This window comes from Enterobacter cloacae complex sp. IR5458 (assembly GCF_049238025.1).
Lineage (GTDB): Bacteria > Pseudomonadota > Gammaproteobacteria > Enterobacterales > Enterobacteriaceae > Enterobacter > Enterobacter kobei.
Genome location: NZ_JBMKIF010000038.1, coordinates 15,707 through 32,331, shown reverse-complemented (window position 1 = coordinate 32,331; position 16,625 = coordinate 15,707). Strand labels below are relative to the sequence as shown.

General features: G+C 48.8%; 25 protein-coding genes. 12 read left to right on the top strand and 13 right to left on the bottom strand.

The window, feature by feature from the left end; genetic code table 11:
* From ACOTYN_RS22330 to ACOTYN_RS22305, 6 genes are all read right to left on the bottom strand, one after another.
* Window positions 1–233 (bottom strand): hypothetical protein (locus ACOTYN_RS22330; RefSeq protein ID WP_421634775.1); only part of this gene is annotated, 233 nt, incomplete at its 3' end.
* 13 nt (window positions 234–246) lie between these two features.
* Window positions 247–531 carry a hypothetical protein gene (locus ACOTYN_RS22325; protein WP_032449364.1) on the bottom strand — a complete coding sequence of 95 codons (285 nt, stop codon included), beginning with the start codon at window positions 529–531 and terminating at the stop codon, window positions 247–249.
* 48 nt (window positions 532–579) lie between these two features.
* A complete protein-coding gene (locus tag ACOTYN_RS22320) occupies window positions 580–957 on the bottom strand; it encodes a hypothetical protein (RefSeq protein WP_157844060.1) in 378 nt (125 codons plus the stop codon).
* Window positions 944–1,507 (bottom strand): hypothetical protein, encoded by a 564-nt coding sequence (locus ACOTYN_RS22315; RefSeq protein ID WP_020323174.1) that lies wholly within the window; start codon window positions 1,505–1,507, stop codon window positions 944–946. The genes ACOTYN_RS22320 and ACOTYN_RS22315 overlap by 14 nt, the downstream gene beginning before the upstream one ends.
* Window positions 1,508–1,510: 3 nt before the next feature.
* A complete protein-coding gene (locus ACOTYN_RS22310; RefSeq protein WP_332958635.1) occupies window positions 1,511–1,801 on the bottom strand; it encodes a hypothetical protein in 291 nt (96 codons plus the stop codon).
* 17 nt (window positions 1,802–1,818) lie between these two features.
* Window positions 1,819–2,241: an antirestriction protein gene (locus ACOTYN_RS22305; RefSeq protein WP_001642212.1), complete on the bottom strand. Its 423-nt coding sequence runs from the start codon at window positions 2,239–2,241 to the stop codon at window positions 1,819–1,821.
* 179 nt (window positions 2,242–2,420) lie between these two features.
* Here ACOTYN_RS22305 and ACOTYN_RS22300 point away from each other — a divergent pair, with 179 nt between their 5' ends.
* Complete coding sequence (locus ACOTYN_RS22300) at window positions 2,421–3,209, top strand: SprT-like domain-containing protein (RefSeq protein WP_020323160.1); 789 nt, start codon at window positions 2,421–2,423, stop codon at window positions 3,207–3,209.
* A 29-nt stretch (window positions 3,210–3,238) separates the two neighbouring features.
* On the opposite strand, the gene ssb is transcribed toward ACOTYN_RS22300, so the two are convergent.
* The 3 genes from ssb to ACOTYN_RS22285 form a co-directional block, all read right to left on the bottom strand.
* Entirely contained in the window at window positions 3,239–3,772 is a 534-nt protein-coding gene (ssb, locus tag ACOTYN_RS22295) for a single-stranded DNA-binding protein (RefSeq protein WP_020323149.1), read from the bottom strand.
* Between the two features lie 116 nt (window positions 3,773–3,888).
* Window positions 3,889–4,218 carry a TrfB-related DNA-binding protein gene (locus tag ACOTYN_RS22290; RefSeq protein WP_020323151.1) on the bottom strand — a complete coding sequence of 110 codons (330 nt, stop codon included), beginning with the start codon at window positions 4,216–4,218 and terminating at the stop codon, window positions 3,889–3,891.
* Window positions 4,219–4,767: 549 nt separating this feature from the next.
* The gene (locus ACOTYN_RS22285) at window positions 4,768–5,649 is read right to left on the bottom strand and encodes a replication protein RepA (RefSeq protein WP_020323144.1); all 882 of its coding nucleotides are present in this window, start codon (window positions 5,647–5,649) and stop codon (window positions 4,768–4,770) included.
* A gap of 139 nt (window positions 5,650–5,788) precedes the next feature.
* Here ACOTYN_RS22285 and ACOTYN_RS22280 point away from each other — a divergent pair, with 139 nt between their 5' ends.
* Together ACOTYN_RS22280 and ACOTYN_RS22275 are read left to right on the top strand one after the other, a co-directional pair.
* On the top strand, window positions 5,789–6,121 hold the full coding sequence (locus ACOTYN_RS22280) for a hypothetical protein (protein ID WP_020323168.1): 333 nt from the start codon (window positions 5,789–5,791) through the stop codon (window positions 6,119–6,121).
* A 165-nt stretch (window positions 6,122–6,286) separates the two neighbouring features.
* Window positions 6,287–6,895, top strand: coding sequence for a recombinase family protein (locus tag ACOTYN_RS22275; RefSeq protein ID WP_032449362.1), 609 nt, complete (start codon window positions 6,287–6,289; stop codon window positions 6,893–6,895).
* On the opposite strand, the gene ACOTYN_RS22270 is transcribed toward ACOTYN_RS22275, so the two are convergent.
* Together ACOTYN_RS22270 and ACOTYN_RS22265 are read right to left on the bottom strand one after the other, a co-directional pair.
* Window positions 6,892–7,077 carry a ribbon-helix-helix domain-containing protein gene (locus tag ACOTYN_RS22270; protein ID WP_006118530.1) on the bottom strand — a complete coding sequence of 62 codons (186 nt, stop codon included), beginning with the start codon at window positions 7,075–7,077 and terminating at the stop codon, window positions 6,892–6,894. The genes ACOTYN_RS22275 and ACOTYN_RS22270 overlap by 4 nt on opposite strands.
* A 284-nt stretch (window positions 7,078–7,361) precedes the next feature.
* Window positions 7,362–7,670: a hypothetical protein gene (locus ACOTYN_RS22265; protein WP_032416643.1), complete on the bottom strand. Its 309-nt coding sequence runs from the start codon at window positions 7,668–7,670 to the stop codon at window positions 7,362–7,364.
* 295 nt (window positions 7,671–7,965) lie between these two features.
* Between ACOTYN_RS22265 and ACOTYN_RS22260 the strand changes: the two genes are divergently transcribed.
* A protein-coding gene (locus ACOTYN_RS22260; RefSeq protein ID WP_109455549.1) for an IS3 family transposase occupies window positions 7,966–9,173 on the top strand; the annotation gives its coding sequence in 2 pieces (ribosomal slippage) (window positions 7,966–8,287 and window positions 8,287–9,173; 1,209 coding nt in all).
* A gap of 186 nt (window positions 9,174–9,359) precedes the next feature.
* On the opposite strand, the gene ACOTYN_RS22255 is transcribed toward ACOTYN_RS22260, so the two are convergent.
* Both ACOTYN_RS22255 and ACOTYN_RS22250 read right to left on the bottom strand, forming a co-directional pair.
* The gene (locus tag ACOTYN_RS22255) at window positions 9,360–9,710 is read right to left on the bottom strand and encodes a hypothetical protein (RefSeq protein WP_032416642.1); all 351 of its coding nucleotides are present in this window, start codon (window positions 9,708–9,710) and stop codon (window positions 9,360–9,362) included.
* A 3-nt stretch (window positions 9,711–9,713) separates the two neighbouring features.
* Window positions 9,714–10,031 (bottom strand): H-NS histone family protein, encoded by a 318-nt coding sequence (locus ACOTYN_RS22250; protein ID WP_032449361.1) that lies wholly within the window; start codon window positions 10,029–10,031, stop codon window positions 9,714–9,716.
* 99 nt (window positions 10,032–10,130) lie between these two features.
* Here ACOTYN_RS22250 and ACOTYN_RS22245 point away from each other — a divergent pair, with 99 nt between their 5' ends.
* The 8 genes from ACOTYN_RS22245 to ACOTYN_RS22210 all read left to right on the top strand — a co-directional run bounded on the left by ACOTYN_RS22245 (window position 10,131) and on the right by ACOTYN_RS22210 (window position 16,618).
* Window positions 10,131–10,913, top strand: a complete 783-nt coding sequence (locus tag ACOTYN_RS22245) for a lytic transglycosylase domain-containing protein (protein ID WP_032416587.1) — start codon at window positions 10,131–10,133, stop codon at window positions 10,911–10,913.
* Window positions 10,914–11,159: 246 nt separating this feature from the next.
* Window positions 11,160–11,456: a TrbC/VirB2 family protein gene (locus ACOTYN_RS22240; RefSeq protein WP_015060075.1), complete on the top strand. Its 297-nt coding sequence runs from the start codon at window positions 11,160–11,162 to the stop codon at window positions 11,454–11,456.
* Window positions 11,457–11,495: 39 nt separating this feature from the next.
* Window positions 11,496–11,813 carry a type IV secretion system protein VirB3 gene (locus tag ACOTYN_RS22235; RefSeq protein ID WP_000462629.1) on the top strand — a complete coding sequence of 106 codons (318 nt, stop codon included), beginning with the start codon at window positions 11,496–11,498 and terminating at the stop codon, window positions 11,811–11,813.
* A complete protein-coding gene (locus ACOTYN_RS22230) occupies window positions 11,814–14,387 on the top strand; it encodes a VirB4 family type IV secretion/conjugal transfer ATPase (protein WP_020323176.1) in 2,574 nt (857 codons plus the stop codon). It begins immediately after the preceding gene.
* Between the two features lie 15 nt (window positions 14,388–14,402).
* A complete protein-coding gene (locus ACOTYN_RS22225) occupies window positions 14,403–15,104 on the top strand; it encodes a type IV secretion system protein (protein WP_020323143.1) in 702 nt (233 codons plus the stop codon).
* A gap of 9 nt (window positions 15,105–15,113) precedes the next feature.
* Complete coding sequence (locus tag ACOTYN_RS22220; RefSeq protein WP_000858958.1) at window positions 15,114–15,356, top strand: EexN family lipoprotein; 243 nt, start codon at window positions 15,114–15,116, stop codon at window positions 15,354–15,356.
* A 16-nt stretch (window positions 15,357–15,372) separates the two neighbouring features.
* The gene (locus ACOTYN_RS22215) at window positions 15,373–16,410 is read left to right on the top strand and encodes a type IV secretion system protein (RefSeq protein ID WP_020323169.1); all 1,038 of its coding nucleotides are present in this window, start codon (window positions 15,373–15,375) and stop codon (window positions 16,408–16,410) included.
* Between the two features lie 76 nt (window positions 16,411–16,486).
* Window positions 16,487–16,618, top strand: a complete 132-nt coding sequence (locus ACOTYN_RS22210; protein ID WP_032493177.1) for a hypothetical protein — start codon at window positions 16,487–16,489, stop codon at window positions 16,616–16,618.
* Window positions 16,619–16,625: the final 7 nt, after the last annotated feature.

Sequence of the window (16,625 nt, the reverse complement as noted above, 5' to 3'; positions counted from 1 at the left end):
ATAAAGTCATCGGGCATTATCTGAACATAAAACACTATCAATAAGTTGGAGTCATTACCTATCGAGTCCTCCGGGGCATCGTGATCGTACTCGCCCCAATAGCGCCTCGTCATATCGCCATCGAGAACCAGGAGGAAGGCATACAATTTACGCTGGCTGTTAGACAGGATGCACTTACACTTTGGATTGCTGCTGTCATACACCAGACCGTTAACTTCCACTTTAATCTTCATATCCATTGCCGCCTTAAATATAAACCAACCAGAATATAGCAATTGCGGTAAATACAATTGCAGTTCTAAAGGATAATGCTGCTCTTTTCTGTTCTGCCGCTATCATATTATTTAGCGTTTCTTCCTTGTTTTCTGTTGCAGAGGCGCGAGGTAAATCATACCACCGCTTCAGCTGCCGCATCGTTTCCATCCTGCTCAATGAATATTTACTACTCAAGCAGTATATCCAGAAAATCACAGCCAGAATTACGGGGATAAATTTCAGGTACATACTAAACATATCTGTTGGCTGTTCCATATGTCGTCCTTCTCATTCTATTTCAACCACTACCAGACTTTGAGTATTTCACTTCTGTGAAAAGGCGTCCCAATCTGGATAGATATAATAAACAGAACCAGCCTCTATAGGCAGTGTCTTAATCTTCGTGTCAGGGACAATCTGCATATTTACTCGCTCAATGATGTCACCACATTTTCTTCTGTCTACTACAAACTCCCAGCGAGACTGGGGCAGTGTAACACCGAGCCATTCAATGTTTTTTTCGCTCTTTGTGACAGCCACATGGTAATCACATTGGCTTTCAGTATCACGAACCATCAGCTCTTGATTATCCCCTCTAAAATCAATCAGGCTTACCACCTTTATAGGGCTTTTAATCCCCGCCATCGCAGTGGCCGAAATAAACAGAATCGCCAGCAACGCTACCCCATTAACTTTTATCACCATTATCTCCTTCGGTAATATCGCCAGTCATAGCTACCCAACATTTCGCACCATCATACTCATTTCCACCTTCCGCGATAAAGACGTGTCCGTTAGTGTCGATCGCTATCGCGCCAGGCCGTTCATGGTGCGCATCGCGCAGGCAATTTTTCCAGCCATAGGCTTTCCCTTCCCATATCAGCACCACGCCGCCATCATGCCCCGGCCATGCTTCACGATAAGCAGATGCTTCAGCAACAAACCGTAAGCGGGCGAAAAAGCCTGATTGCTTCAGCTCTTTCGCGTCGGCCAGTTGTGGGAATTTTGCCCTGGTAAAGCTGCCCGCATCCGGCGCGGCCACCACGATTTCATCATCAATGACGTTGCGCCGGATCTCTTTGCCATCCTCGATAACCTTTTTGCGGAACGAGTGCCGGAAAACGGCAGAGTAAGCCCCGGATTCATTCACGAAAACGCACGTATCCCAGCGGTGATTGCCCTTACTACGAAACGCCCGGTAAACCTCGCGGCCATACTTGGCCGCATCCTCTTTTTTGAAGTCGAAAGCCATATGTCAGTCCTTTTTCTCAAATACCTGTATGTATTGCCCGCAGCTGGCGCAGCAGTATTCACCCAGCCAGCGGCCATCCTCATTCCAGTCATTAATCCCGCAGCGGCAGCGTACAACGCGGCGCTTGCCTTCCGGCACCTGGAGAAGGGGGAATATCGTTTCCTGAATGTCCGGCCAGAACCGCACGGATGCCACCCGGACCGCCTTTGTTTGGCCCGAATAGTCGAGATACCGAAACCAGACTTCATCTGTCGCAACCATCAGCATTTCTTCCTGAACGAGTAAGGCGGGCAAATGCCCGCCGCTCCTGGTTAATCTATTGCCCGAAAAATACGGCTCTGTGACTCCGGCGGGAGCGTTTCGGTAAAGTCCCGCAGCGTGTGATAGCGTTCGGCCATCGTCTCATTCACGCGCTGCCAGCCACGCTCAAACGCCACGCAGCAAAAATGGCTGTAGGCATACAGCGCAACGATAATCCCGGCTTCTTTCGCGCTAACAGGTTCATCAAAATAGTTAGGGAGCGTAAGCTGGTAGCCATCCGGCGCGATGAACGCACACGCGCCATTTTCATAGGTGATGTACTCCCAGCAGCCGCCATCATAGCCAACTGCGTATTTTTTCATAAAGCTGCAAACGTAGTTCTCTGCCTGAAGATAAAATTCTGCGAACGCGTAAGGAAGGAAACGCATTTTCTGAGCGGGGCCATAGATTTTTGCGGTGACGGTATTAGCCATAATGTTTACTCCGGGGTTGCCGCTTTGGGCTGTGTTAACGGGGGCGGTATTGCCTCCCGATGAAATTAGTATCGCTCTTTTCACCCACAAAGTCAATATTAGTAAATACAAATTTTGTTAGACTTTACTCTCTGCCGGAAGTATATTTTCTGTATTGCGCAATACAGAAGGAAGGCCACATGACATTGCCAACACCCGAAACCTACGAAGAACTCCAGCACGCCTACGATTTTTTTGATGAACGGCTTTTTAATAACGAGCTGCCGCCATGCCTGATCACCCTGCAACGCGAAAAGCGTACTTACGGCTATTGCTCGTTTCAGCGTTTTGTTGGCCGCGAGAGCGGGCAAATGGTCGATGAAATAGCGATGAATCCAGTGTTTTTTTCCATCCGAACAATCAAGGCAACGTTATCATCTCTGGTGCATGAAATGGTTCACCAGTGGCAGTATCATTTTGGCAAGGCCGGGAGACGTGGCTATCACAATAAAGAATGGTCCGCGATGATGGAACGCATTGGGCTAATGCCTTCAGATACAGGGCAACCAGGGGGACGGAAAGTTGGGCAAAGTATGGCGCACTACATCATCACCGGCGGCGCTTTTGACCGGGCGTGTGATGAACTGTTAACGCGCAATTTTCAGCTGTCCTGGATGGACCGCTTTCCTCCGTTCCAGCCGAAACCGGGAGCGCCGCAGTCACCCAGCGGAAAAGGTTACATCGATGATGAAAATGATGATAGGGAATACCCGCCGGACGACGACTACACCGACGAACCTGGCGAACTGGATAATGAAATCATCGAGGCAATGAAGTTTGTTTCGCCGCCGCCAGAAACCCCGGTAAACAAGTCCAACCGCGCAAAATACACCTGCCCTGTGTGTCATGTGAATCTGTGGGGTAAGCCGGGGCTGGTCGTGTTCTGCGGCGGGGAGCATTGCGAGAAGGCCGAACTTCAGCCCTCATAAGAAAAGCCCCTGACGGGGCTTTATTTTCATTACAGCGCATGGATCGCATGGTTAGGGAAGGGGAGTGTAACCGGGGCGAATGGAATATCATCTTCAAAGTCCGGCATCGCGCCCTGTTGTGGTTGCTGCCCTTGCGTTCCCGGTGCAGCAGCTGGCGCACCACCTCCGCTAAACTGTTGCTGTCCACCCTGACCAGCGGGAGCGCCGCCACCCTGGCGACCGCCCAGCATCTGCATAACGCCGTTCATGCTAACCACAACTTCCGTTGAGTAGCGATCTTGCTGGTCCTTATCCTGCCATTTGCGGGTACGCAGCTGGCCTTCAATGTACACCTGCGAACCTTTGCGGAGGTATTCGCCTGCAATCTCGGCCAGCTTGCCAAAGATAACCACCGTATGCCATTCCGTGACTTCTTTCTGCTCACCAGTGGCTTTATCTCGCCATGATTCAGATGTGGCAAGGCGCAGGTTAGCGACCGCACCGCCATTAGGCATATAGCGCATTTCGGGGTCCTGGCCTAAATTGCCAACGAGAATTACTTTGTTAACACCGCGTGAAGCCATAATTTATCCTCCTGATAATGGGAAGCTGTGGGCTTCCCGGAGAAATAATTATCGCAATTTGAAGGGTTGCAGTCAATCTAAGTAAAGTAAATATTTACTATTGTTTCTTATTAGGGCTATTCAGTTTTGTTCTGGTTGATGGCGTATTTTTCGGCTTCCTTCAGCACCTTCAGGGCCATCTTTTCGGGTAGCCAAACGTCAACTTTGCGTAGCTTCTCGCCCTCAAAATCGACGGCTACAGACTGGTACAGATCCCAAATACGTTTGACCGTGGAACCCACGTTCTGCTTGGTCCGTCCAACACGTTCGGCCACATCTTTATTGCTTTCCCCTTTAACCAAAACAGAATGGCCGATTTCGGTCGATAAGTGGGTAAACGTCTGCATTGCGGGTAAGAGGCGATCCCATTCTTCCTGCGTCATGCTGCGAGTCTGTTTGCGGGCCATAGTCATTCCTGATTGATAACGATTAAGCCCATGATATAGCGGCCACAGCTAACGGTCAATGTTAGTAAATAATGATTTTACTCTATTGAACTAATGAGAAGGAGAGGGGGAGGCCGTCGCGGCAGCAACTGGCCTCCGGGTGAATCAGCGAAGGAAATGCTGATAGCTCTGGATTATAGCGAAAGTTATCGCTTTTAAAAGAGAGTCCGCAACGCTCGCCGCAAGACCTGATTAGGGAGCCGCAGCGCGGCGAGTCTGTCAGGTCGAGGAAGCGTAATTTCCACTGTTGCTAAGTCATACACCGGACGCGCCTTACTCACAGATAGGCTTTGTTAATTACAGGATATATGTACAGGTAGAAATTAAAGGAAAAACATACAGGATCACCTTACAGGTTTAGGGGGGGGGATTTATCTCGGTTAGGGGGGCAATTTATCTTGCTAGGGGGGGGTAATATATCTCGGTTTAGGGGGGGGGATTTATCTTGGATAACTTGCTGAATGAACAGGGTTATCCACAAAAGAAAAAGGCCCGGAATGGGCCTTTTCTTCACGATTTGTACGGTATAGGGGGAGGAGAACTGTACAGCAGCAGGCCACCTTTGACCTGATCAACCTTTGCCGCCGGATACACTGAAAGCACCTGTTTCAGCGCTGGCATGAATGCCCGTTTAAAATCCTTGTCGGCATTCTTCCCGCTGTACTCCTGGGCGAACTGCTCCCGCAGCTTCATCCAGTACAGCATGACCGGGCGGCCCTCGATGCGGTGGAGACGGTGAGCAAGCCATGCGTATATATCGAGTGCCAGAGCGGAGCCTTTCAGCACATGCAACGCCCTGTTGTCGAGCGGAACGGCGCTCTCAATCAGGCCGTTATAATAGCCCTCTGACAGAGTGAGTGTCCCCGGCCATAACGTGAGCTGCTTTGTGTCTCCATCTTTGAGCCAGGCATCAAACTGTTCAACGGGCTGGCCGTTATAGGTACGGCCTTTGAAGCCCAGCTGTAAGCGACATGCTGCCAGCGCCTGCATCTGTATACGCAAGGTTCTGTGCCTTGCCCCCTGAAGTTCCATTCCCATAAGGCGAAGAAATTCGCTGGCACTGTGGCCGATGGCGATTTCCCGCGTTTTGTTGCGCAGTGCATACGATGAAATCCAGGCGAACGTGAGTCGCGGCATAGCCCCATAGGGTAGAGGCTGCTCTACCGGACCATTACCTTCATCAAGCCATCCGGCCTGCACCACAAGCCAGGCATCACCAGAGCGGCGCATAAACTCGCGGCCTTCCACTTTAGAGCGAGGCAAACCGACCTGGCACAGAATAGAGTGGGTGAACGCCATATCATCACCCTGCGGCGGTTCCTGCCGGATTAGTGCCGCTGTATCAATGGCTTTTTGTTGCCGTTTGGTTAGCTGTTTTCTGTCCTCTGCCATTGTCATTTTCCGTAGTAATGTAACGCTGAGAAAACACTAGCACGGTGATTTAGTAATTACCAGTAAAAAAAAAGGTGACTATTATTTACTTTGTGCATTATTGACTGTACGGTAGTGTTAATTTCAACAGGAGGAAGCTATGACAGAACGCCAGCAGAATAGAAATATTTGTGTTGTGGGGAAGGTCAAAGACGGAATGACCATCGATACCTCAAAAATCAAAATCGAGGACGTGTCAGAAAGAGTTATCAGTATTGATGATAGCTTTAATACTGAGGATGCTACTTTGTCTCTGCGTACAGTAATGAGAAATGTTGCAACACGGATTTATCTACCATCAGTTTTAAAAGGCGCATGTCCAGCATTTGAAGCATGGGCAGATAAACGCTCGGTTGGTGAAAAGCTACCGCGTGGAAAGTATTTCAAATCGCGTGAATTTATCCGTCAGTTCAAGATCCAAAACTATGTCTAATTTTATATCGTGACTGTCACGCATAGCTGGTAGATAGCAACTATCAGCTATGTCTTATGAGTATACCCTTCTGTCACCCTCTGAATCCTTCCCCTCGCGCCTTAATGGCATAACTCTAATGACATAGGTTATAGTGACATAACCCTAATGACATAAGAGGCGGTCATGTACATATTTGGATACCTCCGGGCTTCTGCACACGATCAGGATGCGTCACGCGCCCAGCAGCGGCTTAAAGCCTTTGCACTTGAGCATAACCACCGGGTAGCCGGATGGTACGTTGAGAATGCGTCTGGCGCGTCCCTGCAACGCCCTGAGCTTATGCGCCTGCTAAATGATGCTGAGAAGGGCGATCTTATCCTGATTGAGCAGGTAGACCGCCTTTCACGCCTGGATGATGAAGGCTGGCAGCAGCTGAAGCGAATGATGCAGGAAAAGAATCTGGCGATTATCAGTCTGGACCTGCCAACCAGCTACGCGGCGTTAATGCCCCACGGTAGCGATGAATTTACACGGAGTATGCTGACGGCCATCAATAGCATGATGCTTGATATGCTCGCGGCCATCGCCCGAAAAGACTATACAGATCGCCGCCGTCGCCAGCAGGAAGGCGTAAGGAAAGCCAAAGAGAAGGGGGTTTATCGTGGCCGGATGCCCGACCAGAATAAGCATGACCTGATCCGTTCTTTGCGGCATCAGGGGAAATCTATCAGCGAGACGGCCAGACTCGCTGGCGTATCGGAAAGGACGGTTACGCGGGTGAGCAAAAGTTAATTCTGGCTATCGACCTGTTTACCAGGAACGCCGTGTTTGACCAGCAAATCCTCTATAGCTTCATCGAGCAGGCGGCTTTTAGGTATCCGCGTTTTGGCCGCTAAAGCGTCAAACAATGGAACAAGCTGATTATCAAGGGACGAGGTGAAGCGTCGGCGATTTTTTAAATAGGGTTCGGCCATTACATCCGTTTCCACACAGTTACAGGTGCAAGCAGTGTATGTGGCTGTCAGATAGATTAAAGTGGTTGCAGATAGTGCCTATATAGTGCAAAAATTCACCCTGAATACAGCACCAGGGCACTTACAAAAATAAAATATGCACGATTCCAGCTCGTTTAAGTCGCCTTCATGGCGACTTTTTTATGCTCTTTAACAATATGATTGTTGTGATAAACATGGATTGTGCAGCTCAATATCCATGTCTGGAGGAAGCGCTTCCGGGGCAAGCCCGGAAGCCTTGCTTATTAGCGGTGGGAGTAAAGACGCCAGGCGGCACTGCCGGAACTACCATCACAGATACGGCCAGCGAACACCGATCCCTGAGAGTACTTAACACCGTTCAGGTAGCAGTAGCTGCTGTTCTGCGTTTGTTCTGAGCGAAAAGCTGACTCCTGCTGACTCAAGCGATGCTCGGCAGACTGGAGACGAACGGAAAGCGCGTTGATTTGCTTCTGCTGATCGCTGATTCGGTTTGAGAGCGCTACTGCGTCGTTCTGAGTGGCGCACCCGGAGAGTAGGGCGGCGGCAATAATAGCTGGGATTAGTTTCTTCATGTGTTACTCCTGAAATGAACGTCCGTATCGCTGAATAATCAGCTCCAGTGTGTTTTTGTTTTCTGAAATAGTGGTCATAGGGCAGCTGCTTAGAAATACTTTACGAGCCGCAGCTGTCGCGCCGGGGTTGTAGTAGGGGGTGTAAATTCGTATCTCAAAAAAGCTCTGGCGGCCCATTACACAGTCAGGCCCGGATGTTGCCTCTGATGTAGCCCCCTGAAACTCCAGACAGTAGCTGTATCTCCAGATAAGAGATAGGCTTGAATATATGTCTAACACTAACGCCAATTTTGAGATGACCGGGATCCTGTTAGGGCAAGAAGTCCGTAAACGTAAAACTCCTCAGGAGAAGATCGCCATTATCCAGCAGACGATGGAGCCGGGCATGAATGTCTCCCATGTCGCCCGCCTGCATGGCATCCAGCCCAGCCTGCTGTTTAAGTGGAAGAAGCAATATCAGGAAGGCAGCCTCACCGCCGTTGCGGCCGGGGAAGAAGTTGTTCCAGCTTCTGAGCTTACTGCTGCTCTGAAGCAGGTCCGGGAGCTTCAGCGCCTGCTGGGCAAGAAGACGATGGAAGTTGAGATCCTGAAAGAAGCCGTGGAGTACGCTCAGTCGCGAAAATGGATAGCGCACGCGCCCTTGTTGCCAAAGGACGGGGAATAGCCCTGGTCAGCCGCACCATGGGCGTGTCGCGTGCGCAGCTGTCACTGCGAATTAACCGTTCTGCCGACTGGCAGGACAGGCGCTGTAACCGGCGTGATGACGAAGCAGACGCTGAAATACTGTCAGAGATCCTCGATATCATCAGCGATATGCCCAGTTACGGCTATCGCCGTGTGTGGGGCATCCTGCGTACGCAACGTCGTACAGAGGGACTGCCCCCCGTGAACGCCAAACGGCTTTACCGGCTTATGAGCGAGCATAATCTGCTGTTACTGCATGACAAACCAGAGCGGTCGAAGCGTGAACATAAGGGCAAAATCGCGGTGGCAGAAAGCGATATGCGCTGGTGTTCAGATGGCTTCGAGTTCGGCTGCGACAACGGTGAGAAGCTGCGGGTCACGTTCGCGCTGGACTGCTGCGACAGAGAAGCCATAGACTGGGCAGCGAGCACAGGAGGCTACGACAGTTCGACGGTGCAGGATGTGATGCTGAGGTCGGTGGAAAAGCGCTTCGGCGACGGGCTGCCGACCACACCGGTTCAATGGCTGACGGATAACGGTTCAGCATATACCGCGCATGAAACGCGGAGGTTCGCCAGAGAGCTGAATCTGGAGCCGTGTACAACAGCGGTGAGCAGCCCGCAGAGCAATGGCATGGCCGAACGGTTCGTGAAGACGATGAAGGAAGACTATATCGCGTTCATGCCAAAACCAGATGTGAGAACAGCCCTGCGAAACCTTGCAGCAGCGTTCACACATTACAATGAAAACCACCCGCACAGCGCGCTGGGATATCACTCCCCGAGGGAATATCGGCGGCAGCGGACATCGTTAACTTAAGATACAAAAGCTGTCCGGAGATGGCGGGTCAAGATCACCCGGATGTTGCCTCGTTACCTTGTAACTTTCCGGCCATACAGGTGAACGCGAGACACGGATCACCCTTAGTATTTCCCTCCGCAAAGGCGCTGGCGCTACTGAAGATGCAGTACATCAATAATATTTTTGCAACGGTTCTTAGCTTACTCATACGTTCCCTCTTATCCATTTGATACAGCTTGTTGAAATCACATTGATAACCAACAGCAATCCCATTAGGAACAACAGGTTATAAAACTCTGGCGCTCCCAAACGGCCCATAAACCACTCGACAAGAAACAGCACGATTGATAGTGTTGCGATCAACTTCAATAGCTTTCTTGACGCAGCGCTTACAAAAAACAAACAAATACAGCAACATGACTTAGAGTAGGTAAAGAGGTTGTTTTTGAGGGACAGGGCAGTCTTTTTGAACCACAGCAGTATCCCCCTTTTAGGCATTTTGTCTTTTTGGTTTCTTTCGCCTTTCGGCCTCTTAAACTCAATCACATTGCCCATCGTTCACTCCCTTTCTCGAATCTTCAGATCGTCCAAATCCACACCATTTTCCAGCAACTCAACTAACCACTTAGGACGACGGCCAACGCCAGTCCACGTATTATCCGGGTTAGCCGGGTCACGGTATCGAGGGGATTTGGTATCCCGATCCACCACTGCACCAGGCAGCTTCATTTCATCCAGAAGATACCCATCACTCAATCGTTCCTGTAACCAGACAGGGCGCTTTCCGTACCCGCTCCAGGTGTTAAATGGATTCTCCGGGTCACGGTATACAGGCGTCCCTTTTGGTCGCTTCTCCGACTGCAAAGGAACAAGCATAGGTTTCTTCCCTTTAACGTCTTTTTCTCTTGACACGATTCTATTGGCCCTTATGATAAATAAAAGTCGTCAAAATTACAATTACACGGACATACAAAAATGAAAAAAACATGGTGCTTGATAGCGGTATGTATCTCCGGCCTTTCTTTTCAGGGGGTCGCTCACGCGGCTTCTGCCTCGGATACGATCGCCAGCCTTGCGGCCCGATGCGCACCAGACGTTTCACCGCTAACAATGGCCTATATCGTCGGCCATGAATCCGGGAACAACCCGTATTTTATTAACGTTAACCGTGGCGCAAGCCTGAAACGTCAACCGCAAACCGAAGCTGAAGCGGTAGAAGTTGCCAACCGGCTAATCAAAAACCTCAAGAAAGATGAAAGCATCGATATGGGGCTTGCGATGATTAATTCTAACAATTTGAGTTCGTTAGGTATCACGGTTGAGCAGGTATTTAAACCCTGCATCAATCTCCGCGCCAGTCAGACCATTTTAAAAGACTGTTATAGTACGGCCCTGAAATCCAACCCGCCCGGCCAGATAGCATTAAGACACGCGCTGTCCTGCTACAACACCGGGTCACAAGTGCGGGGGATTTCAAACGGGTATGTCACGAAAGTTATTAACGTGGCTAAACAGTCTGATTTAAAGATCCCTACGTTGCTACCTGATGGGCAGAACGAGGAAGCGGAGAGCCAGCCTGTGAGTGCGAAGGGCGCAACCTTTGAGGGTGAGCACGATGCGTTTACGGGTGAAAGTGATAGTGGTGGTGATGTGTTTTCGCAGGATAACACTGACGCGTTTCTGACCAAAGCAGAGCAAAAAGGGAGTGAGGTTATGAATGACAAAAATCTATCTCCTGTTGCAGTCTCAAATAATTGATTTATGCGAAGCCGGAAAAATACAGGAGGTTGTAATTGAAAGGATTTCACTAAAGCAGTGGTACCCCATATTTGACGTAAAGGACGAAAATTTGGGTGAGGTTCGTTGCTCCATTCGGTTGAATAAAGATCACGAACTTCGCACATGGGCAGACCTGAGACTCCTAACGGAGTTTCTTCTGGATAAGTGCAATGTCGGCGAGTGCCGATTGATATTGAAATCAACAAAGGAAAGGTAGAGGTATATATGGTTACTTTTTTCAAAAATAACGGGTTTGCGCTGCTGGTTGCGCTGTTATGTATCGCAGCGCCAGAACTGGCCCTCGCAGCTGGCGGGGCAGACACCGGGGCCAGTACAGGTAACAACATCAAGTCATGGCTGGATACCTGGATTCCTATCGCCTGTACCATCGGCGTGATCGTGTCGTTCCTCGTTTGGCTGTTCCATCTTATTTCCGCTGGTTTTATGTTCCGTCTCGCAATCGCAATGGTTGGCATTGGCTCCGCATCATATCTGGTATCCCTGACTGGTATCGGCAGCTGATTAATGGGGGGGAGTACATCCCCCATTAAGTGAGGTTTTATGTTTGAAAATGGACAACGGCCATTATTTAAAGGTGCAACACGCGTCCCCCGGCTTGCTGGCGTTCCGCGTACAGTGGCGCTGGTTATCTTCATGATCTCGGCCACGCTGTTTATGACGTTACATTTATGGTCACTCCTTGTATTTGCGGTTCTGTGGTCAATTGCAGCAGCGCTAACTAAATACGACGACCGTATGTTTCGCATCCTTTCATTATGGCTACAGACTAAGTTTCGTAATGCACACGACACGCCATTTAAACAATGGAGTGGTTCAAGTTATTCCCCTGTGGATTACAAGAAAAAGGAGCTGAAATAAATGGTGGCATTGCTTAAACCTAAAACGTTCAGAGACGAGCCGAGCGTTAATGAAAAGTATTTGCAGCATAGCCAGCACCTTGATGATTATATTATCTCGATGCGTAATGGCGATTTGCTCGCATTCTTTAAAGTCGATGGCCGGACACATGATTGTGCCTCTGACCGTGAGCTGATTACATGGAACGATGATCTTAATACGTTGATTAAGTCCTTCGGGACTGACCACGTAGAGGTCTGGTCACACGAGTATCATCACCAGTCTAAAGAGTATCCTGACTCTGAGTTTACCCAATTCTTCCCGCGCTATCTGGATGAATACAACCGCCGCCTGCAAACGGGGTCTAACCAGATGGTTAATGACCTGTACCTGACGGTGCTTTATCGCCAGATAGGCGATAAGACGCAGAAGTTCCTGGCTAAGTTTGAGCGACCGTCAGCTGACGAGCTGGCTCAAATGCAGGCTGAAGCCTTCACCGGAATGGAAGAAGTCTGTGAGCAGATCATGGAGGGGATGAAGGGCTATGGCATCAAGCGCCTGGGTATTTATTACCGGGATAAAAACGGTGAGGAAATAGCGCTAACTGACGCTGAAGAAAAACAGTCGCTGCTTGAAGTAGACGAAGCAGATATTTTCGACGAACCGGTAATGCTCAACGTCGCTGATACCGTCCCGCCGACTGCTCACGCTTATTCTAAAGCGCTGGAGTTTCTTTATTTCCTGGTCAATCTGGAATGGTCCATTGTTCCTGTTTGCCGTGACCGTATCGGTTCTTACATCATGGAAAACCGTGTTGTCAGTTCTGTATGGGGGGATATTGTTCAGGTCAGAACACTGGACAGCAATTTTTATACTACGGCTATCGAAATCCGTGATTACGAAAAAAACACGGAACCGGGTCAGTTTAATTTGCTGAAAGAAGCTGATTTTGAATATCTGCTGACTCAAACATTTTCTTGCATATCCGAGGCTTCAGCTAAAACGCTTCTGGAGCGCCAGGAGAAGTCCATGATGGAAACTGGCGACAGAAGCCAGTCCCAGCTTGAACAGTTGAATACAGCGCTGGATATGCTGCTTTCTAAAGAAATTGTGATGGGCTATCACCATGCCACTATTCACGTTTTCGATACCGATCAGCGAGCAGTGCAGCGCAAGGCCCGTAAAGCTAAAGTCATGCTAAGTCAGTGTGGCTTCGTGGGGGGCGGCGTAGGGCTGGCCTCTGAAGCGGCTTACTTTGCGAAGATTCCGGGTAATCAGAAATGGGCGCCACGCCCAACGCCGATCAACTCATGGAATTTCTTCCATTTCTCCCCGTACCATAATTTTATGCGCGGCAAACCGGACAATAATCCGTGGGGTCCGGCTGTGACGATGTTCCGTACCGCGAACGGTACACCGCTGTATTTTAACTTCCACGTCACCCCACTGGAAGAACGCTCAATCGGGAAGCGACCGCTGGGGCATATGTTGCTTACAGGTACATCTGGTGAAGGTAAAACTACGCTGCTGGATTTCCTGTTATGCCAGTGCATGAAGTTTAATCCGCGTATGTTCTGCTATGACCGTGACCGGGGAATGGAGCCGTTTATCCGCAGTGTCGGCGGCTACTATAAAGTTTTACAGCAGGGCGTAAAAACTAACTTCTCACCGCTCAAACAGAAAGGCACACCGCGTAATATTGCAACCACTAAAAATATTATGCGTGTCTGTGCTGAAATTACAAATAACGGCCCGTTAGATAAAGATATGGGGATGGAACTCAATAAGGCAGTAGATGCTGTGATGGGTGAGCATTCATTGGTTCCTCCTGAAGCTCGCGATATTACTCGTCTTAACGGATACATCAATCACCCATACCTTAAAGACCTTATCAAAGACTGGACCAATGAAGGCCAGTATGGCTGGCTTTTTGATAATGATGAAGATGCGTTAGATCTCGATGCTCATGATGTATTCGGCTTCGACCTGACCGAGTTCATTGCTGCTGAAGGTGAGATTCCCAGCCCAGCCAGAACGCCATTGTTAATGTATCTGCTTTACCGAATCCGTAATTCAATTGACGGAAAGCGCCGTGTCATTCAGTGCTTCGATGAATTTCATGCTTATCTTGACGATCCTGTTTTAAAGCTGGAAATAAAGCGCGGCATTAAAACAGACCGTAAGAAAGATGCGATTTATTTGTTTTCCACGCAAGAGCCAAATGACGCACTCGCAAGCAGCATTGGTAAAACGGTGATGTCGCAAACGCCATCAAAAATCTGCCTGCGCGATCCTGATGCCAGCCGTAAGGACTACTCCTTCCTGACCGATGCGGAGTTTGATGTGTTGCTCAAAATTCCTGAGCATTCGCGCCAGTTCCTCGTTAAGCAGGGGTCACAGTCAGCTCTTGCTACGTTCAATCTCAAGATTCATAACAGCGATACGCCAGAACGCGATGAAATGGAAATGGACAACATTATCAGCATCCTTTCCGGTGAGCCGCAAAATGCCGAGTTGGCCGAGGAATTGATAGGTAAATATGGTCCAGAACCCGAAAACTGGATCGAAGAATATTGGCGTCTTTGTCGTCATTAATTAGAGGATGATGTTATGAAAGCGAAGTTAATTGCTATTGCACTGGCTGGGCTGTTAGGCGCGGGAACCATTGGTACGGCTTCTGCTATAGGGGGTACTGGTGTTGTGGTCTACGATCCGACTGGCGTGGCTAAAATGCTTGACCAAATAGAACAGTTAAAGCAACAACTGGCAACCCAAAAGGCGACTTATGAAAGTCTGGCAAAAACTACTGATATTGGGAATTTGTTGGGTTCGTCTACAAGTGCCCTCGCTAAAAATCTTCCTGACGACTGGAAGAAAGTTTATAGCGATGCGATGAATTCAACATCATCCGTCACTGGTGATGTTCAAAGCATGGTTGGTGATTTCAATTCTGAAATTGATGATATGAACCCTTCTGATGCAATTAAAGCGCTAAATAAAAAGTTGGCCGAGAAAGGAGCATATGACCGAGTTATAGCTGAAAAAGCCTATAACAATCAAATGCAGGAATTAAGCGACATGCAGGAACTGACAGAGCAGATTTCCACAACTAAAGATGTAAAGGAAGTGGCTGATCTTCAGGCCCGCATTCAAACCGCGCAAGGCGCAATTCAGGGCGAGCAAGCGAAACTGAAGCTTATGAGTATGCTTCAGGAATCACAAGATAAGTTGTATGAAGCTCAAAGAGAACGCGCCGTAGGTAATTTTATTTATGGTACTGATGGTGGTCATAACCCCGCTCCGTTGAAATAAGGTGATTATATGAAAACGACTTTAAAAGTAGCTTTAGTTTTTATCGGTGTTTCCGCTCTCGCTGGTTGTAAGCCTGAGCATGACAAAGATTGGTATAAGTCGCATGAGACAGAACGAAAACAAATGCTTGTTGAATGCAAAAAGAATGCAGAATCCTTGCAGGATGCTGATTGTAAAAATGCAAGAGACGCAGAGACTGAACTTTTTGTTCATGGGAAAGATAACTCTCATAGTGTGCCGAAGTTAAACTAAATTTCAGGATGTAGTTATGGCATTTGATACTGTTCAACAGATATTTGACATAATTGATGATCTGATAAATATTATGGTTGATACCAACGTAACAACCATTATTGCAACCGTCACACCAACGGTTGCAATATTTTTGACCATCAAGTTTATGGCTCAAGGTGCATATTCCGCTCTTAGCCCCGGAGGGGGCGGGGAGGCGCTTGGGGATTTAATTACACAATATATGAAAGCTGCCGTTGTTTTGAGTTTTGCAACGGCTGGCGGTTTATATCAAACCGACCTTGTACATTTGGCTTTAAACCTACCTGATAACTTTGCTTCAATATTGGTTACTCAAAATAAAACCTCAAGTACAGGGATGGCAGCCATTATTGATACTGGGGTAGACCAGTCTATAACGGCAATACAAACGGCGTTCGAAGGGGCTGGCATTAGCGCTAATGGCATAATGAGCGCAGTAATCGGACTCATTCTAATAGCAGCGACCGTAGTTCTTTGTGGGTTGGGTTCTGCCTTTGTAATTATGGCTAAAGTGCTACTGGCTATAAGCCTGTGTTTAGGGCCAATAGCTATATTCTGTCTCCTGTGGAATCCAACAAAAGGCATATTTGCTAAGTGGATGGGGACCGTTATTAATTACAGCCTAGTCATAGTTCTTTTGGCTCTCGTATTTGGGTTGTTAATGAGCCTCTTTACAAAAATGATTTCCGGTCTTAACGGCAGCGAAGGCTTTGATGCCTTATCAACAGCAATTGGACTGGTCATTCTCACCATTGTTTCCGTCTATGTGTTGTTCCAGGTTCCAGCGGTAGCGTCGAATTTCGGTAGCGGTGTTTCTGCTGATATAGCTTCTGCGGCCCGCCATGCGGGCCACTCGATGAATACGATGGGTAATGTTGCCTCTAATGGGATTTTTGGTGGAGCGAAGCCTTCAGCAAGACCTTCAGCAGCTGGCGGCGGCGGTGGACAAAGTGCCAGCACTAGCGGCAATGCAGGGGCTGGCGGTTCAGGTTTGACAGGAAAGGCGCGTGGTAGCCGGGGAAAAGCTGCATAAATAAACAAAAGTCGTTGAAATTGCAATTTCACGGATATAAGATAATAGAACGCAATGGACAAATGAGGTCGAAACTATGCGCGCAATCGTACTTTTAGGGGTGTTGTTGTTAGGGGCATGTTCCAGCAGTTTCAAGCCACCACCGGAGCCGGACTGGAGCCACACCGTGCCAGTCAATAAAACGCTTCCAGTAGATACACAGGGATAAGGTGGTT